Origin of the sequence: Coralliovum pocilloporae, assembly GCF_030845175.1 — a bacterium.
Taxonomy (GTDB): Bacteria; Pseudomonadota; Alphaproteobacteria; order Rhizobiales; family Cohaesibacteraceae; genus Coralliovum; species Coralliovum pocilloporae.
In genome coordinates this window covers 1931181-1954189 of the sequence record NZ_CP132542.1, presented here as the reverse complement: position 1 = coordinate 1954189, position 23009 = coordinate 1931181, and the positions used below count along the sequence as shown (strand labels likewise).

General features: G+C 56.1%; 20 protein-coding genes and 1 tRNA gene. 7 read left to right on the top strand and 14 right to left on the bottom strand.

Translation table 11 applies throughout. The features are described 5' to 3' along the window. Nucleotides 1–9: 9 nt before the first annotated feature. Nucleotides 10–822 carry an ion transporter gene (locus tag RA157_RS09080; protein WP_350336133.1) on the bottom strand — a complete coding sequence of 271 codons (813 nt, stop codon included), beginning with the start codon at nucleotides 820–822 and terminating at the stop codon, nucleotides 10–12. Between the two features lie 140 nt (nucleotides 823–962). On the opposite strand from RA157_RS09080, the gene RA157_RS09075 reads away from it, so the two are divergent. Beyond that, nucleotides 963–1036: transfer RNA gene (locus RA157_RS09075), tRNA-Gly, on the top strand. A 202-nt stretch (nucleotides 1037–1238) separates the two neighbouring features. Next, nucleotides 1239–1526: a hypothetical protein gene (locus RA157_RS09070; RefSeq protein ID WP_350336132.1), complete on the top strand. Its 288-nt coding sequence runs from the start codon at nucleotides 1239–1241 to the stop codon at nucleotides 1524–1526. A gap of 25 nt (nucleotides 1527–1551) precedes the next feature. On the opposite strand, the gene RA157_RS09065 is transcribed toward RA157_RS09070, so the two are convergent. After that, nucleotides 1552–2190, bottom strand: coding sequence for a pyridoxamine 5'-phosphate oxidase family protein (locus RA157_RS09065; RefSeq protein ID WP_350336131.1), 639 nt, complete (start codon nucleotides 2188–2190; stop codon nucleotides 1552–1554). Nucleotides 2191–2377: 187 nt separating this feature from the next. On the opposite strand from RA157_RS09065, the gene apaG reads away from it, so the two are divergent. Further along, nucleotides 2378–2770: a Co2+/Mg2+ efflux protein ApaG gene (apaG, locus tag RA157_RS09060; protein WP_350336130.1), complete on the top strand. Its 393-nt coding sequence runs from the start codon at nucleotides 2378–2380 to the stop codon at nucleotides 2768–2770. Between the two features lie 109 nt (nucleotides 2771–2879). Here the strand turns inward: apaG and RA157_RS09055 are convergent, their stop codons facing one another. Continuing rightward, complete coding sequence (locus RA157_RS09055) at nucleotides 2880–3470, bottom strand: hypothetical protein (RefSeq protein ID WP_350336129.1); 591 nt, start codon at nucleotides 3468–3470, stop codon at nucleotides 2880–2882. 114 nt (nucleotides 3471–3584) lie between these two features. Here RA157_RS09055 and RA157_RS09050 point away from each other — a divergent pair, with 114 nt between their 5' ends. Then, the gene (locus RA157_RS09050) at nucleotides 3585–5033 is read left to right on the top strand and encodes a TrkH family potassium uptake protein (RefSeq protein ID WP_350336128.1); all 1449 of its coding nucleotides are present in this window, start codon (nucleotides 3585–3587) and stop codon (nucleotides 5031–5033) included. Here RA157_RS09050 and RA157_RS09045 read toward each other — a convergent pair. The 5 genes from RA157_RS09045 to RA157_RS09025 form a co-directional block, all read right to left on the bottom strand. After that, entirely contained in the window at nucleotides 4990–8334 is a 3345-nt protein-coding gene (locus RA157_RS09045; protein WP_350336127.1) for an efflux RND transporter permease subunit, read from the bottom strand. The genes RA157_RS09050 and RA157_RS09045 overlap by 44 nt on opposite strands. A 13-nt stretch (nucleotides 8335–8347) precedes the next feature. Next, complete coding sequence (locus tag RA157_RS09040) at nucleotides 8348–9724, bottom strand: efflux RND transporter periplasmic adaptor subunit (RefSeq protein WP_350336126.1); 1377 nt, start codon at nucleotides 9722–9724, stop codon at nucleotides 8348–8350. 333 nt (nucleotides 9725–10057) lie between these two features. Beyond that, entirely contained in the window at nucleotides 10058–11053 is a 996-nt protein-coding gene (locus RA157_RS09035) for an Hsp33 family molecular chaperone (protein WP_350336125.1), read from the bottom strand. Then, entirely contained in the window at nucleotides 11053–11976 is a 924-nt protein-coding gene (gene argF, locus RA157_RS09030; protein ID WP_350336124.1) for an ornithine carbamoyltransferase, read from the bottom strand. Before argF ends, RA157_RS09035 begins: the two co-directional genes overlap by 1 nt. Then, on the bottom strand, nucleotides 11973–13184 hold the full coding sequence (locus RA157_RS09025) for an aspartate aminotransferase family protein (protein ID WP_350336123.1): 1212 nt from the start codon (nucleotides 13182–13184) through the stop codon (nucleotides 11973–11975). Before RA157_RS09025 ends, argF begins: the two co-directional genes overlap by 4 nt. Before the next feature lie 539 nt (nucleotides 13185–13723). On the opposite strand from RA157_RS09025, the gene RA157_RS09020 reads away from it, so the two are divergent. Continuing rightward, the gene (locus tag RA157_RS09020) at nucleotides 13724–14257 is read left to right on the top strand and encodes a GcrA family cell cycle regulator (RefSeq protein ID WP_350336122.1); all 534 of its coding nucleotides are present in this window, start codon (nucleotides 13724–13726) and stop codon (nucleotides 14255–14257) included. Nucleotides 14258–14306: 49 nt separating this feature from the next. On the opposite strand, the gene RA157_RS09015 is transcribed toward RA157_RS09020, so the two are convergent. Next, nucleotides 14307–15233, bottom strand: coding sequence for a LysR family transcriptional regulator (locus tag RA157_RS09015; protein WP_350336121.1), 927 nt, complete (start codon nucleotides 15231–15233; stop codon nucleotides 14307–14309). A gap of 115 nt (nucleotides 15234–15348) precedes the next feature. Between RA157_RS09015 and RA157_RS09010 the strand changes: the two genes are divergently transcribed. Both RA157_RS09010 and RA157_RS09005 read left to right on the top strand, forming a co-directional pair. Beyond that, nucleotides 15349–16092 carry an oxygen-binding di-iron domain-containing protein gene (locus RA157_RS09010; protein WP_350336120.1) on the top strand — a complete coding sequence of 248 codons (744 nt, stop codon included), beginning with the start codon at nucleotides 15349–15351 and terminating at the stop codon, nucleotides 16090–16092. Beyond that, nucleotides 16089–16967, top strand: a complete 879-nt coding sequence (locus tag RA157_RS09005; protein ID WP_350336119.1) for an MBL fold metallo-hydrolase — start codon at nucleotides 16089–16091, stop codon at nucleotides 16965–16967. The genes RA157_RS09010 and RA157_RS09005 overlap by 4 nt, the downstream gene beginning before the upstream one ends. Nucleotides 16968–17329: 362 nt before the next feature. Here RA157_RS09005 and phoB read toward each other — a convergent pair whose 3' ends face one another. The 5 genes from phoB to pstC all read right to left on the bottom strand — a co-directional run bounded on the left by phoB (nucleotide 17330) and on the right by pstC (nucleotide 22906). Then, the gene (gene phoB, locus RA157_RS09000) at nucleotides 17330–18022 is read right to left on the bottom strand and encodes a phosphate regulon transcriptional regulator PhoB (RefSeq protein WP_350336118.1); all 693 of its coding nucleotides are present in this window, start codon (nucleotides 18020–18022) and stop codon (nucleotides 17330–17332) included. Between the two features lie 19 nt (nucleotides 18023–18041). After that, a complete protein-coding gene (gene phoU, locus RA157_RS08995) occupies nucleotides 18042–18764 on the bottom strand; it encodes a phosphate signaling complex protein PhoU (RefSeq protein WP_350336117.1) in 723 nt (240 codons plus the stop codon). A 73-nt stretch (nucleotides 18765–18837) separates the two neighbouring features. Next, complete coding sequence (gene pstB, locus RA157_RS08990; protein WP_350336184.1) at nucleotides 18838–19617, bottom strand: phosphate ABC transporter ATP-binding protein PstB; 780 nt, start codon at nucleotides 19615–19617, stop codon at nucleotides 18838–18840. 69 nt (nucleotides 19618–19686) lie between these two features. Continuing rightward, nucleotides 19687–21534, bottom strand: a complete 1848-nt coding sequence (gene pstA / locus RA157_RS17695; RefSeq protein WP_434058483.1) for a phosphate ABC transporter permease PstA — start codon at nucleotides 21532–21534, stop codon at nucleotides 19687–19689. Then, nucleotides 21527–22906: a phosphate ABC transporter permease subunit PstC gene (pstC, locus tag RA157_RS08975; RefSeq protein ID WP_350336116.1), complete on the bottom strand. Its 1380-nt coding sequence runs from the start codon at nucleotides 22904–22906 to the stop codon at nucleotides 21527–21529. Before pstC ends, pstA begins: the two co-directional genes overlap by 8 nt. Nucleotides 22907–23009 lie beyond the last annotated feature (103 nt).

The window sequence follows — 23009 nt, the reverse complement described above, 5'->3', positions numbered from 1 at the left end:
CCATTAATTTCATGGCTTGGGATCAGGCTGCTTCAGCAGTCTGATCTCAGCCCTCAGCTCCACAACCTCCCGCTTCAGGTCCTTGAGAGCGCTGGTCATGTTCTCGGTTTCCTCCTGAATGGCCTGCCGCTCCGCATCAGCTTCTGCCTCATGCTCTGACTGCATCGCCTTGACGATGATACCGATAAACAGGTTCAGCATGGTGAAGGTTGTCGCCAGAATGAACGGCACGAAAAAGGCCCAGGCGAAGGGATAGGTTTCCATAACCGGGCGGACAATGCCCATAGACCAGCTCTCCAGTGTCATCACCTGGAACAGCGTATAAGCTGAATGTCCGATGGTGCCGAACCAGTCCGGGAAGGAATTGCTGTAAAGCTGCGTCGCCATGACAGCGAAGACATAGAAAATCAGCGTCATCAGGAGGATGATCGAGCCCATACCCGGCAGGGCCGAAACCAGCGCGCCCACCACCCGTTTCAACGTCGGGACAAAGGACAGAAGCCGCAGCACACGCAGAATGCGCAATGCACGCAGAATGGACGACGAAGCCGTAGCTGGTGCCAGGGCGATGGAGACGATGACAAAGTCAAAGATATTCCACGGGTCACGGAAGAAAGACAGGCGATAGACCAGAAGCCGCGCCAGAATCTCCACAATGAAGATGCCAAGGGCAATCCGGTCCAGCATATGCAGAAGCGGGCCTACAGAATTCATCACCGTTTCACTGGTTTCCAGCCCCAGGGTGATCGCGTTGATCGCAATCACGGCGGTGATGAAATATTCAAACGAACGGGACGACAACAGCTGCTTCAGGCGGTCCATGACAGGCAGGCCTCTTGAGGGTTCCAGATAGTCAGCCTATTTGGCAAGGCACCGGGGTGTCGTCAAGTGGTGAGACTGTCGAAAGACGACAACCTGACCGCTTGACAGGCTCGTCACCATTCGCAAAATGAAATGCAAAGGCGGGTGTAGCTCAATGGTAGAGCAGAAACTTCCCAAGCTTAAGACGAGAGTTCGATTCTCTTCACCCGCTCCAGCCGAAATCTGCCAGCCGGATATTGTCTGCGGAGCAGATATCCCAACGCGCTCCGAATAAAACCCTTCCGATACAGCCCATAATTGAAACTTGTGCATATTAACCATGTATAAATTTGCATCACACTCCATAGGTGTATAAATTAAGACTCTGTTAACATTCGCTGGGACGGCGTTTGGGGTTGCATGATGGAGAATGTGCGATGGGGCGCATGATTTTGGGGACGTTTCTGTTTGGGTGGTTGAGTGGGCTCGCTATTTTGCACAGCAATGGCAGCTATGAACGGTTCACGAATGATCTGATCAACGACCCATTGCACGGTATACGGGCTGTGGCGCGGGATGTTACCACGACGGCAGAAGCGGCTGGCCGTTTCGGAGAGACAAAGGTTTCATCCGCCATCAGCTATCTGTTTATAGGCTCGGCCCTGCTTTCTGAAGTGGGCGAGACGTTGCAGCAGACAAACCGGCGACTGGATCAGCGCCAATAACCGCTCGCTGTTTTCTGTCCGAAACTCAACGTTCCTGCTTTAGCCGCTCCAACTCTTCTTTGAGCGCTGTATTCTCGCGGATCAGGTCTTCCATCTTCTCCCGAAACGGGGTGATCTGTGGTTCAAGCTCTTCCAGCGTCATACGCTGAGGAATGTGAGCCGGACAATTCCAGTCAAAAGCCTCGACCGTAATCAGGATTGCCCGCTCCGGCAGGGCCTTGTAGCCGTCCACATGGAGAGACTGGACCAGATCCGGCGCATCCTTGCGGCTGGTCAGCCTGGCTCGCCCCCAAAGCTTGAGCCGACGACGGTTGGGATAATCCATCAGGATCAGGGAGACCCGGCTGTCTGCGGTCAGATTACCCGCACTCAGATGCTGGCGATTGCCGCGATAATCCGCGTAGCCGATGGTCTTCTCATCCAGAACGTTCAGGAACCCGCGTGGCCCGCCCTTGAACTGCACATAGGGCCAGCCGGTTTCTGCCACACTGGCCTGATAGAACCCGTCACGCTGATGGATAAACTCCGCCTCGGCATCCCCCAGACGATCGCGCCTGTCGGCGTCCGCCTCCATAAACGGCGCATAGAGCCCGGATGATCCATCCTCTTTCTGAAGGTCAAGAACCGTGGGTGTGAAGGTCAATTCAGTGAAGGCGCGAACCATGGCGGCAGTCTCCCCAAAGATGGCAACAGAGTAGGGTCAGGACCCTAGAGCGTGGGCAATCTGTCCTGACACTACACCAGTTTATACAGGCCTGACCTGTCACAGTTCCGCGAACCCATCGGCTTTTGCTGGCCGTATAAGGGAAAACACGATAACACTATCATTATCAGCAGGATGAGGCGCTTTGATGTATACGGCGGTAACGCGGTCAATAGAGGTTTCGGTGACCCCTCTTTATCTGGAAGAGGAATCTGATCCCAATCTGCCCCGCTATCTCTGGGCCTATACGGTGGAAATCACCAATCTTGGCGACAGCCCGGTCCAGCTTCTGAACCGCTACTGGCATATCACGGATGGTCTGGGACGGATTGAGGAAGTGCGTGGCGCAGGTGTCATCGGCGAGCAGCCGGTCATCGATCCCGGCTCTACCTATGAATATACAAGTGGCTGCCCGTTACCAACACCCTCCGGTATCATGGTTGGGGCTTATGAGATGGAAAGCCCGGACGGGCAGAGATTTCTCGTGGATGTCCCTGCCTTCTCGCTTGACCTGCCGGACACACCAAGAACGGTAAACTAAAGCACCAGACCTTTAACCAGAATTGGCAGCAGTGCCTTTAGACTTTTTCCGCGCGAACTTTTATCCGAAAAGTCTATCAACTTTTCAGAAGCACGCTGTAGGATTCACTCTAGGGCCAAGTGAACCGCTTGAAATCATCCAGGTCTGCCAGCTGATCACTCAGATTGATATTAAGCAGCGTCCAGTTTTCATCCGGATTATAGAATGCGAATTTCCAGAAGATGGGTGCTTTGCCGCGCTTGTTGATCATGAAAATCAGACGAACAGAGTCTGATACGGCCCTCTTGCTGATAAACTCATAGCCAAGCGATGACCCATAATTGGCCTCCGCCGTTTTCATGGCCTGTTCAAGGCTGGCAAGGCCCTGACTGTGCCCATCTCCCTGACCACTCATGGTCATCCTGATGATATCATGAGCGGGGTCTACGCCTTTCTCTGACAGAGTTTTCATGAACCCGTCGGCCCAGCGTTCTGGGCTGTCAATGGTCTGGGCCGCTGCTGGCCACAGCCAGAAGAGCCCCCAGAACAAGCTAATGACGCAGCCAGTCGATACCCGTTTCATCATCCGCATTTCCCCCTTCTCCCTCGCAATCCCCGGCAGATTACGCCTCTCTGAAACAGCGTAGCGGAATTCAGACAGCAGCAATCGGGCCAGCGGAATCACACTCGGAAGTGTAAGCGGCAATCGCAGAGCTGTCATGTACAGCCGCCATCCGTGCTGTCATACCTGTTATCGGGGCTGCAAGTTTCCATTGCGGATTGGCACATAGGCTCATAAAGTCCGGCGACCATTTACCTTGCAGGAAGCGGCTGCGTGATTGATCCACGTCCCATCACCTTGATTGTCGGAGCCCTGACCACCGGTCTGGGTGCGGCCATGCTGGCACCTGCTCTGCTCGACATCCTGCTTGGCAATCCGCACTGGCAGGTTTTTGTCGCCAGTTCACTGTTCACCATGCTGACGGGCAGCATGCTGTTTCTCTCTGCTCAGGGGTCTGCCGGTCAGATGAACCTGCGCCAGGCCTTCATCATGACGGTAGCCGCCTGGGTTTCTCTGGTGGGTTTTGGAGCCATTCCGTTCTACCTGTCCGGTGTTGTGCCAAGCATAACGGATGCTGTTTTTGAATCCATGTCCGGGCTCACAACCACAGGCGCGACGGTTATTGTCGGGCTGGACAATGCCCCGCCGGGCATCCTGTTCTGGCGCGGTCTGCAACAATGGCTGGGCGGTCTCGGTATTATCGTCATGGCGGTTGCTGTTCTGCCTATGCTGCAGATCGGTGGCATGCAGTTGTTCAAGGTGGAAGCCTTTGAAACACCGGATAAAATCTTGCCGCGTGCGACGCAGATCTCCGGCTCCATGACGATGATCTATCTGATCTTCACGACGCTCTGCATGATTGCCTATTGGGCTGCCGGAATGCGCATGACCGACGCGCTGATCCATGCCATGACCACGGTAGCAACCGGGGGCTTTTCCACCAAGGACGGCTCTATCGGTCATTTCGACAGTGCGGCGATTGACATGATCGGCATCACCTTCATGCTGGCCGGATCCCTGCCCTTTCTCCTTTATGTGCAGGCGGTTCAGGGACGGACCAGCATCCTGTGGCGTGACAGCCAGGTGAAAGCCTTCATGCTGACCGTTTTTGCCCTGGTTCTGGTTGCCTGGATCTATGAACATGCGCGCGGGTTCAATCCCGGTATTGAAGGCCTGCGCTATGCGGCGTTCAATGTCATCTCGATCATGACAGGCACCGGCTATGCGACCACCGACTACGGTGCCTGGGGGCCTTTTGCGGTCACGTTCTTCTTTGTCATCATGTTTATCGGCGGCTGCGCTGGCTCAACATCCTGCGGCATCAAGATCTTCCGCTTTCAGGTGCTCTATCAGAATGTGCGCCAGCATCTCAGCCGGATCGTCTATCCCAACGGCATTTTTGTCACCCGCTTCAATGGCCGCAAGCTGCCGGATTCCGTCTCCGGCGCCGTGATGAGCTTCTTCTTCCTCTATCTGTGCAGCGTGGCGGTTCTTGCGGTCGCTTTGAGTTTTACCGGACTTGACGACCTGACTGCCATCTCAGGCGCGGCAACCGCCATTTCCAACGTGGGGCCCGGGCTCGGAGATATCATCGGACCATCAGGAAATTTCAAGCCGTTGAACGACACCGCCAAGTGGCTGCTTACCGCTGGCATGCTGATGGGACGGCTTGAGCTCTTTACTGTGCTGGTGTTGTTTCTTCCACGCTTCTGGCGGGCTTAAGATCAGACGCTTTCCTGCTGCTGCCGATCACCCAGCGGGCACCGGATGAGATATCACCGCCGATGCCCACCAGTGCCGGAATAAGGAACAGCACGAAAATCGTGGCACAGCCGATACCAAAGACAATGGTAATAGCCATGGGCAGAAGGAACTGGGCCTGAAGGCTCTTCTCGAACAGAAGCGGCGTCAGACCGCCCATTGTGGTGAGGGATGTCAGCAGAACAGCTCTCAGGCGATCACGGCTCGCGCCAATAGCCGCGGCCCGAAGAGTTTCTCCAAAGCCGAGCCGTTCATCCAGCCTGCTCACCAGAATAAGCGAGTCATTGACCAGAATACCGGCCAGGCCCATCAGGCCGAACAGGCTCAGGATACTGAGCTTGAAATCCATCAGGTAATGACCCCAGATGGCTCCAACAATGCCGAAAGGAATGATCATCATCACCGCAAGCGGTCGCCAGTAACTGGCAAATACCCACGCCAGAATGATGTACATCAGGGCCAGCGCCACAATCGATCCATAGCGCAGATCGACAAGAGCATCTTCCCGTTGCTCGGTCTCACCGCCGAACTCATAAGAGATGCCATATTTGCTAGCCAGTTGCGGCATGACATCAGCGGCCAGCTGCGCCGCCAGAACCTCTTCTGTGACAACGTCAAAGTCCACATCGGCGGTTACAATTACCGTTGTCTTGCCGTCATAATGCTGGATTGAGGTGAAGCCGCGCTTTTCTTCAAAACTGACCACTTCAGCCAGTGGAACAAAAACACCTGTCGGGCTTCTGAGTTCAAGATTGAACAGGGCTCCACTGCCACGTTCGCGCGCTTCGCGCTCCACGCGAACACGGATTTCCTCATCACCGGCCGACAGCCTGCGTGCAATCCGGCCTTCAAAAACATCGCGAACCTGCCGCCCGACCTGGTCAATGGTGAAGCCGAGCGCCCGACCGCGATCGGTCAATTCCATTACCCATTCCGGTCGCCCGTAAGGCAGGTCGTCGGCAAAGGAGGAGAGGCCGGGGATACCTGCCAGAATATTGCGCAACTCAAGCGCAGCCTCTTTGAGATTGGCTGCCCTTTGACCCTGCAGGCGGATTTCAAGGGATGTATCACCACTGCGACCACCGCCACCGCGAATGGCGAAAATGGCGGACCGTTCCAGCCCGGCAAGCTTCGGCACAGCCTTGCGCCAGGCCTGAATGATCGGCTCCGTTCGCACGGATCGCTCTTCGGATGCCGTCAGTTCCACATCGATGGATGCCAGATTGTCGCCCCGCCCCCGACCCGATTTCCCAACGACGGAAAAGCTTGAGATGATCAGAGGTTCACCCTGTCCCAGCTCCGTCTCAACGCCCCTCAGACTGTCCTCTACCTTCTCAACCGCATCGACAACAGCATCACGCGGGGTGCCGGACGCAAAGACCAGAGAGGCGCGGATGCTCTCAGGCTCCGGAGACGGAAGGAAGGAGAACCCGACCCGGCCAGACATGTAGAATGCCAGGGTCAGTGCAAAAACAGCAAAAGCCACAACAACCGTGAGATAACGGAAGTCATAAGCCCAGGATACGAACCAGTTGAACGGGTTCATCTTGAACCACTCAAAGGCCTGGTCAAAGCTCTGGCGGAAGCCGCGTCTGATCATCAGGCCAATGAGGATGGCAGCAGCGGCCAGGCCCACCCAGATCCAGAGAGGCAAGGCTGCAGCTGCGGCTGTGAAATAGTCCAGCCAGGCACTGAACGCGCCGGCTTCCACAAGCCGGTGACCAACCGCCAGAGACGCGGCAAGTCCCGCTGAGAGCAGGGCAGTCAGAATGACAATATTCAGCCGCTCGTCCCGGGCATGGCGCAGATGGCCTGGCAGGATCAGAAAGCACTCGATGATACTGGCAATAAGCACCGCAATGACCACAAGCGGCAAGGCACTCATGAAGTCGCCAATGCGCCCTTCCACAAGCAGGATCGGCATGAAGGCCGCCATGGTGGTGAGGCTGGCAGCAACCACTGGGGCAATCATGCGACCGGCACCGTTCTCCGCTGCCATGGCCGGGCTGTCCCCCATAGCCAGTCGCGTCGCTGTATGCTCGCCCACCACAATGGCATCATCAACAATGATGCCCAGTGTCATGATCAGGGCAAACAACGAGATCATATTAAGTGTCTGGCCGCTCAGCCACATGATCCCAAGCGTTGCCATCAGGGCGACCGGAATGCCCGCCGCAACCCAGAAGGCAATCCGTGCATTGAGGAAGATAAACAGGATGGTGACCACAAGCACCAGGCCGGAGAGGCCGTTGAACAGCAGCAGGTTGATCCGCGCCTGAACCCGGTCTGCACGAACACCGTATTTCTTGACTTCAAGCGTTGGCGGAAAGGTTGGCGTCAACTGCGCCAGAACCCGATCAACGATCTCCGACGTCTCGATCATGTCACTGTCGACAGACCGCAGGATGGTCAGCTCAATTGCCGGCTTTCTGTCAATAAATGACAGAATTCCATCCCGATCATGATCCACATCCACAGAGGCAATATCTCGCAACCGGACCCGTTCTCCCGATGGCAAGGTGAGGATTTCGATATCCCGGATGCCGAATTCCGTCTCGTCCTGTGCCAGTGCACGGACCTGTTTGTCCACGGCACCATCAAGTGTCCCGGACGGGATATCCCGACTGGCCGCTGCCACTCTTTCTGAAACATCGTTGACGGTGAGGCCAAACCGGCGCAATTGCCATTCAGGAATGGTCACGCGGATTTCCTGCTCACGCAGACCTTCAAATGTCACAGCGTCCACGCCTGCGGTCAGCAGGGCATCGCGCAACTCTTTTGCATATTCCCGCAAGGCCGCTTCCGAGAAAGGCCCGGCTACAGACAGTCTCGCCACACGCTCACGGGACAATCTGCGTGAAACACTCGGCGTTTCCGCCTCCTCGGGCAATGTTGTCAGCGCCGAAACGGCAGCTTCCACGTCGGACAGCGCCTTCTGCATATCCGCGCCGCGCACAAATTCGATACTGACATCGGCTCCGCCTTCGCGGGCACTGGAAATAACTTCATCTACCCCGTCAAGGAACCGGACCTCCGGCTCAATCGCGGCAAGAAGATTGGTTTCCACATCTTCCGCACTGGCCCCCGGCCAGGAAACAACAACGGTAATGATATTGCTGGCTACAGTCGGGAAGAACTGGGTATTGAGCTTGAGAATGCCGAAGGCACCGAAAATCAGCATCAGCACCATCAGAAGATTGGCAGCATTACGATGCCGCACAAAGGTGCGGATCAGCGATTGGCGATGCTCCGACGGGTTCATGGGCGACCTGACCTCAAGGGTGACCGGACGGTTTCAGCTCGGCAATCTTGTCTGAGCTGTCATCCTCATCAGACGTTTTCGACGCCTCGCCTTCCCGGATAACCAGAAGGCCATCTCCAGCGCGGGACAGACGGTTGACGACAATCTCGTCGCCCTTCTTCAGACCACCCTGAATGATAGCCTGCTCGCCTTCAAAGCCCGCCAGACTGACCGACACAGACTTCAGGCGATTGTCCTTGATGATAAAGACCTGATTGCCGCCATAGACAGCGGCTTCCGGCACGCGCACCGCGTTCAGAACACGATGTCCCGGGATCTGCAACTCGACGAATGCGCCCGGGCGGATACTCGATGGTTTTGCTCCATCTTCAAGACGGGCGAACACATCCACACCGCCACGATCTGAAGCCACTTCAGCGCCAACCCGGTCAATCACCGCCTTGCGGCTGTAAAGCTCGTCACCAAGCCGCCATTTGAGATCAACGGCACGCCCAATCAGCGGGCGGTCATCTTTTGATATCCGGCCAAATTGTGCATCCGAGAGCGTAAACCGCACTTCGAGAGAACCGATATCATAGAGAGAGGTGACCACATCATTGACGGAGAGCATCCGACCCGGCTCGACGGTCTCGGTCATCACAACCGCATCGAACGGAGCCCGAAGACGCGTGTTCTCCACATCTCGCTCGGCCCGTTCGACCTGCCATTCAAGACGCGCGATCACTGCTTGCTGCTGGCCCACACGGGCCGCTTCGATTTCAAGATTTCGTTCCCGTTGACCAACGGCCTGACGGCGCTGACTGGTGACAAGTCTGCGGGTATCAACCGTCTGGCTGGTGACGGTGCCATTCTCCACAAGGGACAGGGCGCGCTCTTCATCCCGAACAGCCAGATCCAGCTGGGAGCGTGCATGTCGCAGCATGGTGTTTTCGAGGTCAATCCGGGCACGCGCTTCTTTAAGCCTTGCCTTGGCTTCAGCCAGATTGGCCCGAGCTTCAGACAGAGCACCCTTGAAATTGAACGGATCAATCTCGGCGAGAACTTCGCCCTTTCTGACCACAGAGCCCGCTTTCAGATTGCTGCTGACCTTGACAACCGGCCCGCCAACAAGCGCGCGCAGCTCAACCGAACGGCCGGCAACGATCGTGCCAAACACGCCAATTTCCTGCCGCAGAGCCTTCGGATCGGCAATCTGCGTCTGAACGGTATATTCCTTCTCGCGCGGCTTGAATCCACTCGCACCGTCTGCTTCGCCAAACAGCGCGCCGATGCCCGTATAGGTCCCGTAGCCGACACCAACAATCAGACTCAACTGTATGCAGGCTTTCAGAAACCGTCCCGTCAGGCTTCCCGGATTTTTCACGTCTTCCGTTTCGATGCTGCCATCCATCACAAACTGCCACCTGATTTTAAAGCGCCGCATCATTGACCCAAAGGCGTGGACGGCGTTTTAAAACACTATCTTGCGCGAACTCTTGTCTGAAAAGTCTTTCAACCTTTCAGGAGTGCGCCGTGGCGGTCAGTCTAGCAAATCTGCCATATACCGCCAAACAACGCATTTTCACAGATGCTTGCCCGGCTCCCGATCGGACCAGACCATTATCTGGCCTGCGACAAGAGGCGGCAAGTTACAAACCGTTCATGTTCCTTCTGAAATCCCGAAGAAGCCATGAGTGCCGATGCGGTTCGTCTCTTATAATGCATATAAGGTGGTGCGGATCAGTTACGAGCGGAATTCGGACGGATCAAAGCGATAATGAACGGAACAGAACTCACATGTGGCCGAGATTTCGCCGTTTTCAATGCTGTCCTCGATCTCTTCAGGACTGAGCTGGCTCAGCACATCGCGAATGCGTGCTTCCGAACAACCGCAACGTTCCACCAGCTTCTGACTGTCGAACACGTGGACACCGCGCTCATGATAGAGCCTGTAGAGAAGCTGTTCTGCGGTTACGGACGGCTCTGTGAGTTCATGATCCTCGACCGTACGCAGCAGGGCCTTGGCCTCTGTCCATGCGTCATCTTCATCAAACCGCGTGGTTTCAGCCTCATCATCCGGGTTGTCGCCGCCCGGCAAATCGGCCTGCCGCATGCGCTCCTCGGATTCCGGCAGGAACTGAACCATGATCCCGGCAGCCCGCCACATGGGCTGAGCGCCGTTTTCTCCCCGGGTCTGGACCTGAGCCACAGAAACCCGCACCTCTGTCGGGATCTGTTCTGACTGCTGGAAATAGTGATGGGTCGCATCTTCCAGCGTCATGTTCTCCAGCGGGACGATCCCCTGATAACGCCGCATATGAGCGCCCTGGTCGATTGTCATGGCGAGAACACCATCGCCTATCAGATCCGCATGCCCGAGCAGCCCTTCAGCCTCGGCCTGTTTCACTGCCTCGGCGTCGAATGTGGCACAGGCACGGATATCTCCGGGGCTGCGGAAATCCACCACCAGCATACTGACGGGGCCATCCGTCTGGGTCTGCAGAATGAACTGGCCATCAAACTTCAGCGCCGTGCCCAGAAGAGCCGTCAGCACAGTTGCCTCGGCCACAAGCTTTGACACCGAGCGGGGATAGTTATGCCGGGACAGGATCGTGTCGATGGCCGGGCCCAGATAGACCGCGCGCCCACGTACATCCAGCGGGGCAACCTGAAACGGCAACACCCGGTCGTCGGTTTCAGAGAAACCGCTCAACGCTTCCATCGTGTCTTCAGAACTCATTAGACGGCAACCTCACCAAAGCACCAGGCCAGAACGCCCTTCTGTGCATGTAGGCGATTTTCCGCTTCATCAAAGACCACGGACTGGGGACCATCCATCACATCTGTCGTCACTTCTTCGTCACGATGGGCCGGAAGGCAATGCATGAAGATGGCGTCTTTGTCGGCTTCTGCCATCAGGCGGCTGTTGACCTGATAGGGCATAAGCAGATTGTGACGTCGTTCCGCATCGTCATCACCCATGGAAACCCAGGTATCGGTGATGATGCAATCCGCTCCCTCGACCGCCTCATAGGCATCGCTGGTCAGAGACACCGGTGCACTGGCGGTATTGATCCAGCTCCTGATCTCGTCTCCCGGGCTCAGTTCCGGCGGTGTGGCAACCGAAAGGTTGAAGCCAAACCGTTCTGCTGCATGCATCCAGGATACGAGCACATTGTTGGTGTCGCCAACCCAGGCCACCTTGCGGCCTTCGATATCACCCTTATGCTCTTCATAGGTCATCAGGTCAGCCATGATCTGACATGGATGGGAAAAGCGGGTCAGGCCGTTGATCACCGGCACGGTGGCATGTTCGGACAGTTCCTGCACATCCGTGTGGCTCAGGGTCCGGATCATGATGGCATCCACATAGCGAGACAGAACCTTCGCCGTATCAGCGATGGTCTCGCCGCGGCCAAGCTGCATTTCAGCTCCGGTCAGCATAATGGTTTCGCCACCCAGCTGACGCATGCCCACATCAAAGGAAATTCGCGTGCGGGTCGACGGTTTGTCGAAAATCATCGCCAGGACCTTGCCAGCCAGAGGGCCCTGACCAGCACGCACACAGGGATTGTCCGCCTTCATATCATGGCTGGCCTTGAGAATGGCTTTCAGCTCAGATCTGGAGAAATCCGTTAAGTCAATAAAGCTCCGGCCGGTCATGATGCCTGCCCTTCTGTCGTCTTTGTCTTCAATTTTGCTTCAAGGTCAGATGCAGCAGCGGAAAGACGCTCAATGGCTGCATCCATGTCCTCTTCGGTGATGACCAGCGGTGGCAGGAGACGGAGGACATTGTCTCCGGCAGCAGCAGCAAGGAACTTGCGCTCACGGACCGCAGCAAGCACATCACCAACCGGCGGCTTGCACTTCAGGCCAAGCATCAGGCCTTCGCCACGGACCAGCTCGAAAATATCTCCGTGCTGGTCGACAAGCGCTGCAATCTTCTGCTTCAGCAACAGGCCCTTGCGTGCAACCTCATCCAGAAAACCGTCCTCAAGGACGATATCCAGCACCGCATTTCCGGCTGCGGCGGCAAGTGGATTACCGCCATAGGTCGACCCATGGGTTCCCGGAACCATGCCGGCAGCCACACTTTCCCTGGCCAGACAGGCCCCGAGCGGGAAGCCGCCACCAATTCCCTTGGCCACTGCCATGATATCCGGCTCCACACCAAACAGCTCATGGGCAAACAGACGACCTGTCCGCCCGACACCAGTCTGGACCTCATCAAAGATCAGCAGGCAACCGGCCTCGTCGGCAATCTGGCGCAATCCACGCAGGAAAGTCGGATCAGCTGAGCGAATTCCGCTCTCACCCTGAATAGGTTCAATCAGCAATGCTGCTGTTCTGGCGGACACCGCCTTTTTCACCACATCCAGGTCACCATGAACAATCTGGGTAAAGCCATCAGCCTTCGGGCCAAAGCCCTCCAGATATTTCTCATTACCGCCTGCAGCAATCGTACCCAGTGTCCGGCCGTGAAAGGCGCCTTCAAAGGTAATGATCTCGAAACGATCTGCCTCACCCCTGTCGTAGAAACAGCGCCGCGCAGTCTTGATCGCGCATTCCAGCGCTTCAGCGCCGGAATTGGTGAAAAAGACCCGGTCAGCAAAGGTTGCTTCACACAGTCGTCGCCCCAGTCGCTCCTGGCCGGGAATGCCATAGATATTGGACACGTGCCACAGCTTTTCAGCCTGGGCTTTCAGTGCTTCAACCAGATGGGGGTGAGAATGGCCAACTGAGTTGACGGCAATACCAGCCGCAAAATCCAGATAGGCATTTCCCGCCTCATCATACAGCCATGCACCTTCACCTCTTTCGAAGGCCAGGTCGGCCCGCGCATAGGTTCCATAGAGCGACGAGGTCTGCATGTTCGTCTTCCTGCATTATCAGTCCAGACGGTCTGAACCGATCCGTTACGGTCTTATCCGGACACCTCTCCTGCCCGCTGTCAGGCAAAATGAGCACCCGGATATCAGCTCTTCAACAAAAAGAGAATTATCTGCGGAAAAATTATATATTTCCGATGATTATTCACTTAATGCCTAGAAAAACAAAAAATGCCGCACTCCAGGCGGCATTTCCTGAAAACCGTTTATTTCCGAAATCCGCCGGATTGTCAACATTTCCCGGCGCTTCGAGGGCAGACAAGGCCGGAGGATCAGGATCACCCATCGCTGCGATGCAGCAAGTGCCGGATTTCTGTCATAAAATCGACGCTATCAACAGAAATCAGCACGGCGACTCTTGCCAGAGAGTCGATGCATATAGTAGTTTCTAAATTGTTAACGACTACATCTCGTGCGGCGGACTAGTCATTACCATAAACGGATTCTGAAAGAGCGTGCCATATGTATTTTGGCATGACGGGGCAGGATTCTGAGCAAACACGGACTTCAGGGGCATCTCAATGTCGTGGACAGACGAGCGTGTTGAAACTTTAAAGAAACTGTGGACAGAGGGTTTGAGCGCCAGCCAGATCGCAGCTGAGCTGGGCGACGTCACCCGAAACGCAGTCATTGGCAAAGTGCACCGATTGGGGCTATCGGGCCGTGCCAAGACCACATCTTCCAGCGCACCGCGCCCGCGACGCGCCAGAACTCCGAGCCAGCCAGGGGCTCGCAGCTCCGGTGGAGCTGCCCCCAAGAGTGTCGGCAATGCGGCTCTGAAAATGGAACCGCAGATGAAACCGGAAGCAGCGCCACAGGCGCAGCCTCAGGCTGAACCGAAATCAGATGTGGTTGTGCCGATTTCCAAGCGCGCGACAATCCTGAGCCTGACCGAATACACCTGCAAATGGCCAATTGGCGATCCGGGTGATCAGGAATTCCATTTCTGTGGCAACAAGTCCAAGAGCGGCCTGCCCTATTGCGATTATCACTGCAAGGTTGCCTATCAGCCGGTCAGTGATCGCCGTCGCGAAAAGAAAGCCGCGCAAGGCTGATCCCGACATTATCAGCATCAGATGAAAGCCGGTCATGGACCGGCTTTTATTATTTCAGGCGGTGCCCGACCGAAGAACCGAAACCTGAAAGGGCGCGCAGGCAGTTTCTCGCCACATCTTTCAGATCTCCATTGCGTGTCATGACGGCATAAAGTCTGTTCTCTCTCTTAAGCCAGGTCTCCCGTACCGGAACCAACTGACCAGATTCAAGATACCGGTCAGCGAAACCGCGCCAGGCCAGAACCAGCCCCTCACCGCGTGTTGCGGCCTCAAGCGCATAAACATAGTTGCTGAACGCCTGTTTCGCAGTTGGAGGCGGTGTGACGCCTTGAAATGAGAACCAGTCCCTCCAGGTTGCCCATCCGGTATTGTCCTTTGTAAGAGACAAAAGAGGAATACCACCCCACCGATCCGGTGGTTCAGCCAGAATATCCTTGATCCCGGCGAGAAAGTCAGGAGCGGCAACCGGTGTCACCTCCTCCCGCAACACCATGGCAGCATGTCCTCTTGGTCGCTTTGGGAGATAATCAAACACGATGTCAGCGCCCTCGTCTATCATCCCGGGAATAGCGGTATATTCGCAGGTCAGAATCCGGATATGAGTGCCCGATCCAACGGCTTCCTTAAGCGCGTTGTATCGTGGCATCAGCAGAAGATGAGAAACCTCGTGGGTACAGGCAATGGTGAGTTCATGCCTGCCGGACGCAACGCTTTGTCCCGCCTCATGCAGCCTTTGCAGAATATCCGCGACCTCCCGGGCATAGACCTCCCCAACCGGGGTCAGAATGATGCCGCGACCGTGTCGGGCAAAGAGAGCCGCTCCCAGCTGGATCTCAAGCTGCCGGATATGACGGCTTACAGCGGACTGGGAGGTGCTCAGCTCTTCAGCCGCCCGTGTCGCGTTCTGCACCCGGGCAACGCAGTCAAACACTTCCAATGCACGAATAGACGGCAGATTTCGTCTCAGCCCACTCATATCAATATTGATATTATTATTTACATAAAAAGCAATAGTCGTCCCACCTCTCCCGACCTTATCGTTCACTGAACTCGAATATTGCGTGGCATGAAAGAGGCAAGGGAGGCGGATCATGCTCAGACAGGTTCGTGACGATCTATATCAGATCGGAGAGAGTGCCCTGGGTGCAGACGGCTGGTGTGAGGCTGTCCGTGTGTTTGTTCTGCTCAATAATGGATGTCCTCTGATCTTCGATGCAGGCTCACATCTGCACCGCAAACAGATTATGGCCGAGCTCAAGGAGCTGTTGGGAGAAAGCTCACCCGGCTTTGTTTTCCTGACCCATACGGAACTGCCTCATACGGGAAATCTGAGCGCCATACTTGACGCCTGGCCGCAGACAAGACTGGTCGTCTCAAGCGCGATCCTGCCTCATGTCGAGCTCCCATGGTGGGTTTCAGAGGAACAGGTAGACTTCGCCTATGCGGGGACTGAAGGCTCCTATGGCGGGCGCACGATCTCCTTCACTGACGGGATACTGAAGGATCAGCCCGGCACCCAGTGGATGTATGACGCACAGACAGGCACGTTGTTTACAGCCGATGCCTTTGGATATCTGTTTCCGGAAACAGCCGATGACGCCTTTGACGATGAGATGGAAGACGGCATTCCGACACAATGGTTCCGTCACTATCACGGCGCGGCTTTCCGGTTTCTTCCCATGGTTCAGGGGCAGGCCGCCAATGCGGACATCACCAGGGTCTTTGCCAGCAGGCAGGTCAATGTCATCGCACCGACCCATGGCAATGCGATCCGTGGGGACGTTCCAGGCCATGTTGCAAAGATACAGGACGCTATTTCGGAGTTGTGCCAATGACCTTGCCGACCACCATGAAAGTGTACGGAGACGGCGCAACCCGCGTCGGTGTGCGACAGATCACGCCTGAGATATACTGGATCTGCCATTGTGCGGGCGCAGATGCCGCCCGCCTCAATCGCGGTTTTGCCGAAGATTTCGCACGGATTGATCCGGCGTTCGACCCCAAAGCCAACGATATTATCTACAGCTCCTATCTGTTTATCGATCAGAAGACATTTCTGATTGATACACTTGGCCCGGCTCAGCACACTACAATTCTCTCAGCCCTTGAAGACCTGCTCCAGGGTCGCAGTCTGGATTATCTCTGGATCAGTCATACAGAGCTACCGCATGCGGCCAATACAGCCGCTATTCAACGGGCTTATCCTGATATGCAGGTTCTGACGGTCAGCGGGCATGACCACTACGACATCCACGGGCTCGGTGACGCGGTAAAACTCGATTATGGCGACAGGATTGAGCTTGGCGAGCATACGATAGAAATCATCAAGCCGCTGTTCGTCGATCATGCGCTGACCCAATGGATCTATGAGCACAAGACCGGATTTCTGTGTCCGGTGGACTGGGCTCTTAACGCCCACAATGAGCACCAGTGCTTCCGTTTCATGGACGAGATGGAGGATGTCGGCTATTCCGCCGAGCGATTTACCACCGATGTCTCAATAACAAACTGTGTGGTCTTTCCCTGGCTCCGGTGGGCAGATCCTGATGAGATCATCAGCGCGATAGACCGTTTCTTCGAGGCCTATGACATTCGGATTTTCGCGCCAAGCCATACGAATGTCATCCGGACGGATATGCCCCGTTACCTGGCAGCCCTGAAGGATGCCATGCGGAATGTGGTGACGGCTCACTACGACCTGAAATACTGAGCTGACGCGGCTCCCACTTTGGCGCAACGCGCTCACTACTTTGCTGAAGCGTGTTGTTATTCGCCAAACCGGTTCCCACTTTGGCGCAACGCGCTCTAGGGTCAGGATCCATTAATTTCGTTCATTCTGTTCATCAGGGAAATGTAGAATGGGCGCAAAGCAGGACGCAGGACAGGTGGACCCTATTCAAGATCTGGTTTGTGTCCAGGCTGCATTTCCCTGATGAACCCGTAGGGCGGGGTGATTTTACAGCCCGGCTTTGTTGAAGCTCTTCGAAAACCTGCCAGGTTTCCTTCAGACCTTCGCCGCGCCGAACAGAAAAATCTCCTCCGCAGGATGAATGAAATTAATGGGTCCTGACCCTAGTGAATTTTGTCGTCCAGCCCGTAACCAGCGCCGCGGACTGTGCGGATGGGGTCCTTGCTGCGGCCACGGTTGATCGCCTTGCGCAGGCGGCCTACGTGAACATCGACGGTGCGTTCATCCACATAGACATCGTGCCCCCAGACGCCATTCAGCAACTGCTCACGGTTGAAGACACGCCCCGGGCTCTGCATGAAGAACTCAAGCAGACGGAATTCGATAGGTCCGAGATGGATCTCGCGACCGTTGCGGTGCACCCTGTGGGTTTCCCGATCCAGTTCCAGATCACCGGCTTTCAGCAGGCTTGAGACAAGCTCCGGGCTGGCGCGGCGCAACAGCGCCTTTACGCGAGCCACGAGCTCGGGCACCGAGAAAGGCTTGACCATATAATCATCGGCGCCAGTGGTGAGGCCGCGAATACGATCTGTCTCTTCAGATCGTGCTGTCAGCATGATCACCGGCACCCGCTCGGTGTCCGGCATAGCACGAATGCGTCGGCACAGTTCGATACCTGACAGGCCGGGCAACATCCAGTCCAGGACGATCAGATCAGGGGTTGCCTCCTGCAATGACAGTTCTGCATCGTCTCCCGTCATAGCGGTGCTGACACTGTAGCCCTCCGCCTCAAGATTGTACCGCAGCAGAACACTGAGCGGCTCTTCATCTTCCACAACGAGTATGCGCGGTCCCATCCTGGTCTGTCCCCTTCAGCTATTCCGGCTGACTGATGTCTTCATGCGACAGCAAAGACGTCTCATCGGCTTTCTGACGCTCTTCCTCGAACTGCTCGCCTGTCTTCACATAGTAGACAGTCTCAGCGATATTGGTTGCATGGTCACCAATCCGCTCAATGTTCTTGGCGCAGAACAGAAGATGCGTGCACAATGTGATATTGCGCGGGTCTTCCATCATATAGGTGAGAAGCTGGCGGAAAAGAGACGTATAAAGCGCGTCGATTTCATCATCGCGCATCCGCACTTCTTCAGCCAGAGCCATGTTCTTGCCCGTATAGGCATCCAGCACCCGCTGCAGCTGCCCGAGAGCCAGCTCGGAAACGTTTTCAACGCCCAGAATAAACGCCTTGAAGTGATGGCCACCATCCATTGCCACAACACGTTTGGCGATATTCTTGGCCAGATCACCGACCCGCTCCAGATCACTTGAGGTTCGCATGGCTGCAATGATTTCACGCAGATCAGAGGCCATCGGCTGACGACGCGCGATCAGAATAATCGCCTGGTCCTCAATTTCGCGCTGCATATCATCCAGCCGCTTGTCCGACTCAATAACAGACTTGGCCAACGGAATATCGCCGCGGTTCAGCGCAGTAACAGCCTCAGCCACCTGCTTTTCAGCCAGACCGCCCATTTCTGCAATGCGGCCGGCAAGCCGCTGCAATTCTTCATCAAAAGACGATACAATATGATCTGTCATTGATCTGATCCCTGTCACGAGCACCATTTATCAGCCGGGCTGATCAGGTGCTCTGTATTCTGTGCAATCCGGCTTAGCCGAAACGGCCTGTGATGTAATCCTGCGTCCGTTTGTCCGCCGGGTTGGTGAAGATCTGGTCTGTCGCCCCTTCTTCAACCAGAACGCCCAGATGGAAGAAGGCTGTCCGTTGCGACACGCGCGCGGCCTGCTGCATGGAATGGGTCACGATCACGATCGTATAGTTCTCCCGCAGCTCATCCATCAGCTCTTCAACCTTGGCGGTTGCAATCGGATCAAGCGCCGAACATGGCTCATCCATCAGGATGACTTCCGGGCTCACGGCAATGGCGCGGGCGATACACAGGCGCTGCTGCTGACCACCGGAGAGACCTGTACCAGGCGCATCAAGCCGATCCTTGACTTCCTCATAGAGACCCGCCTTCTGCAGGCTGGTCACGACGATTTCCTCAAGCTCCGCCTTGTCCCGGGCGAGGCCATGAATGCGTGGCCCATAGGCCACATTCTCGAAAATGGACTTCGGAAACGGGTTAGGTTTCTGAAACACCATGCCAACACGGGCGCGCAACTCGACCACATCGATGGACGGGTCATAGATATCCAGACCATCAAGTGTGATATCACCCTGAACCCGAGCCACATCAATGGTGTCATTCATCCGGTTCAGGCAGCGCAGAAAGGTCGACTTGCCGCAGCCGGACGGGCCGATCAGGGCTGTCACCTGGCGCTCACGGATATCGAGATCAACGCCGAAAAGCGCCTGCTTTTCTCCATAGAAAACGTCAACGGACTTGCCGCGCATCTTGTAACTCGGGCTAGCCGATGCGGAAGCCATCGCGGTTTCTGACGCGGTCTGTTCCTGAAGTGACATTGCTTTTTCCTCTAAAGCAGCTGAGACCTGTGTCTACCAGCGCCGTTCAAATCTCTTGCGCAGCACAACGGCCAGCGCATTCATCAAAATCAAGAAGCCGAGCAGGATCATAATGGCTGCCGCCGTCTTCTGCTGGAACGCGATTTCCGGGAAATCCGCCCACATGAAGATCTGCACCGGCAGCACGGTCGCCGGGTCCAGTGGACCTGCCGGAATGTCGACGATAAAGGCGACCATGCCAATCATCAGCAGCGGTGCAGTTTCACCCAGGGCCTGGGCCATGCCGATAATGGTGCCGGTCAGGATCCCCGGCATTGCCAGAGGCAGAACATGGTGAAACACGGTCTGGATTCTCGAGGCCCCAATGCCCAGTGCAGCCTCACGGATGGAGGGCGGCACGGCCTTCAGAGCGGCCCGCGCCGCAATAATGATGGTCGGCAGGGTCATCAGAGCGAGAACCATACCACCGACAATCGGCGCGGAGCGCGGCAAGTGGAAAACATTCAGGAAGACGGCCAGACCCAGAAGACCGAAAACAATGGATGGTACCGCAGCCAGATTGTTGATGTTCACCTCAATCAGCTGGGTCCAGCGGTTCTTGGGCGCGAATTCCTCAAGATAGATGGCAGCAGCAACACCCAGCGGGAAAGCCAGCAGCAGGGTCACTACCATCGTCAGGAATGAGCCGACAATGGCACCCCAGATCCCTGCCAGTTCCGGCTCGCGGCTGGCTCCGGCCGAAAAGAATGTTGTGTTGAAGCCGTAGGAGACAAGATTCTGGCTTTTCAGATGATCGAGCCAGACGATTTCCTTATCAGACAGCTTGCGATTGCTTTCCGGCTTGACCAGACGTTCCATTGTCCAGTTAACGGCTGCAGCATCCTCATCCGATGACAGCGGAATGAGCACTTCACCCTTCACACCGGCAGCCGAGACCTGATTCAGGCGAACAACGCCATCATTGATGCGGATCAGGTAAGACGGCAGCGTTGTATCAAGCTCAAGACTTTCACTGACATCTGCAGCCTTCTGGTCGAGTTTGTCAGCTTCCGCCAGGTGGTTGGCAATACGGGCCTTGACCGCAGCCAGATCCTTGTCGGCCCGTTCGATACGGCCTTCAAGGGTCTCCCGTGTTTCCGCATCTGCATCTGCAAGGCGACGTCTGTAATCCGCCAGATCAGCCTCAAGCGCTTTCTCGGACAGTTGTGAGAGACGGGCTTTCTGACGCAAACCATTGGCGCGTCCCGCCAGATGGTCCTTCACTTCATCCAGAATGGCCGCAAAATCACTGCTGCTGGTGGACAGCAGTTCCGCATCCTTGCCATCCACCGTCGGAGACAGGGTTCCCTGAACAGCCACCATCTCGCGATCTGTAACAAGACCCTTGAAATAAAGATCCGCAAAATCCGACAGGGGGACGGAATAGGCATTCGGCCTGTCCATCAGGGACGGATCGGCGATGAGCGCATCACGCACTGACAAACCGGCCCCGCTTGAGATCAGGCCATTGCGCAAGCGTCGGTCTTTACGACCGATTTTGAACGGCAGCGCCTCAGCCATGGCCTGTTTCAGATAGAGTTCATAGTCACCACGACGGAGGACAGCCGGATCGCCCGTCCCTTCCGGGTCGACTTCACTCTTCGGCACATTCACGGTCAGGGACAGCGAATAGCTGGTAAAGGCCGGAATGCCCTGAAACACCACCGTTGACAGCAGCATGGCGAGGAACAGGACAGCGACCAGTACCGCACTCATGCCCAGCAAGCGAAACCGGCGCTCCCTTGCATATCGACGGGCCAGATGACGACGAGCGGCATCTGACTGGAAATTCGCGCCAGACGCATGGGTCGCAGGCGCAGCCTGATTTGCCATATCAGTCATATTGCTCTCTATATTTCTGGACCACACGAAGGGCGATTACGTTCAGCGCCAGCGTGACGCAGAAGAGGACAAGACCCAGCGCAAAGGCAGCCAGCGTCTTGGCACTGTCAAACTCCTGGTCACCGACCAGAAGGGTGACGATCTGCACAGTCACTGTGGTGACCGCCTCAAGCGGATTGATTGTCAGATTGGCTGCAAGACCTGCTGCCATCACCACAATCATGGTTTCACCGATGGCCCGGCTGACAGCCAGAAGCAGAGCCGAGACAATACCCGGCAGGGCAGCGGGCAGAACGACGCGCATGATGGTTTCGGACTTGGTTGCCCCCAGACCGGCAGAGCCATCTCGCAGCGACTGCGGAACCGCATTGATCACATCATCGGACAGCGAAGAAACAAACGGGATGATCATGATACCCATGACAACCCCGGCAGCGAGCGCGGATTCGGACGATACCGTCAGGCCGACACTCTCACCAAACCCCCGGAACATGGGCGCAACAGTCAGCGCTGCAAAGAAGCCGTACACCACTGTCGGGATACCGGCGAGAATCTCAAGCACCGGCTTGGCAATTGCACGCACCCGGTTGGTGGCATAGTCAGACAGGTAAATTGCCGCCAGAAGACCGACAGGCGCTGCAACCAGCATCGCAATCAGCGTAATCAAAAGAGTACCGACGAACAGCGGAATCATGCCGAATGTGCCGGAACCGCCAACCTGATCCGCACGGAGCGCGGTTTGCGGACTCCATTCGATACCAAACAGGAAGTCAAGCAGCGGAATTTTCTGGAAAAACCGCAGGGATTCAAAGATCAGCGACATCACAATGCCAATCGTCGTCAGAATGGCAATAGCTGAACAGGCGATCAGTGTGATGCGGATAACGCGCTCAACCGTATGCCGGGTGCGCGTATCGACCTGGATCTTGCGGTAGCTCAGAAAAAACCCGGCAGCGGCCAGAAGACCGGCGACAACCAGGATCAGGGTATCACTGACGGCGGAATAGGATCGATACAGCTCTGCCGCATCCTTCACCAGCTCCGGACGTCCAACGATACCGCCAAAGGCCAGAGCCCGGGCATCACGTGCGAAAGCCTGAACTTCCGGCGCGCTCATGCCCGCAGTTACGGCAGCACTTTCGGACAGAACATAGGATTCCAGAATGGACGGGGAAACGATCGCCCAGGCCAGCAAGGCAAACAGACAGGGCAGGAAGATTGACAGAGCCACATAGGCTCCGTGGTAGCCAGGCCGCGAATGAAGGTCCGAAACACTTCCGTTACACACCGCGTAAGCTCGGGCCTTGCCAGCACCAAACCCTACAGCGAACAGAACACAGAGTCCTGCAAGCACAATCCAGAAAACAGACATGACATCCCTGCCCCAGCAGACGGCCTTTTTTTGCAGGCCTTCGGGTCGACCTTTCGGCCGAAAATCAGAAAGGCCGGCCCCGTCAGAATGCGGGGCCGGTCCA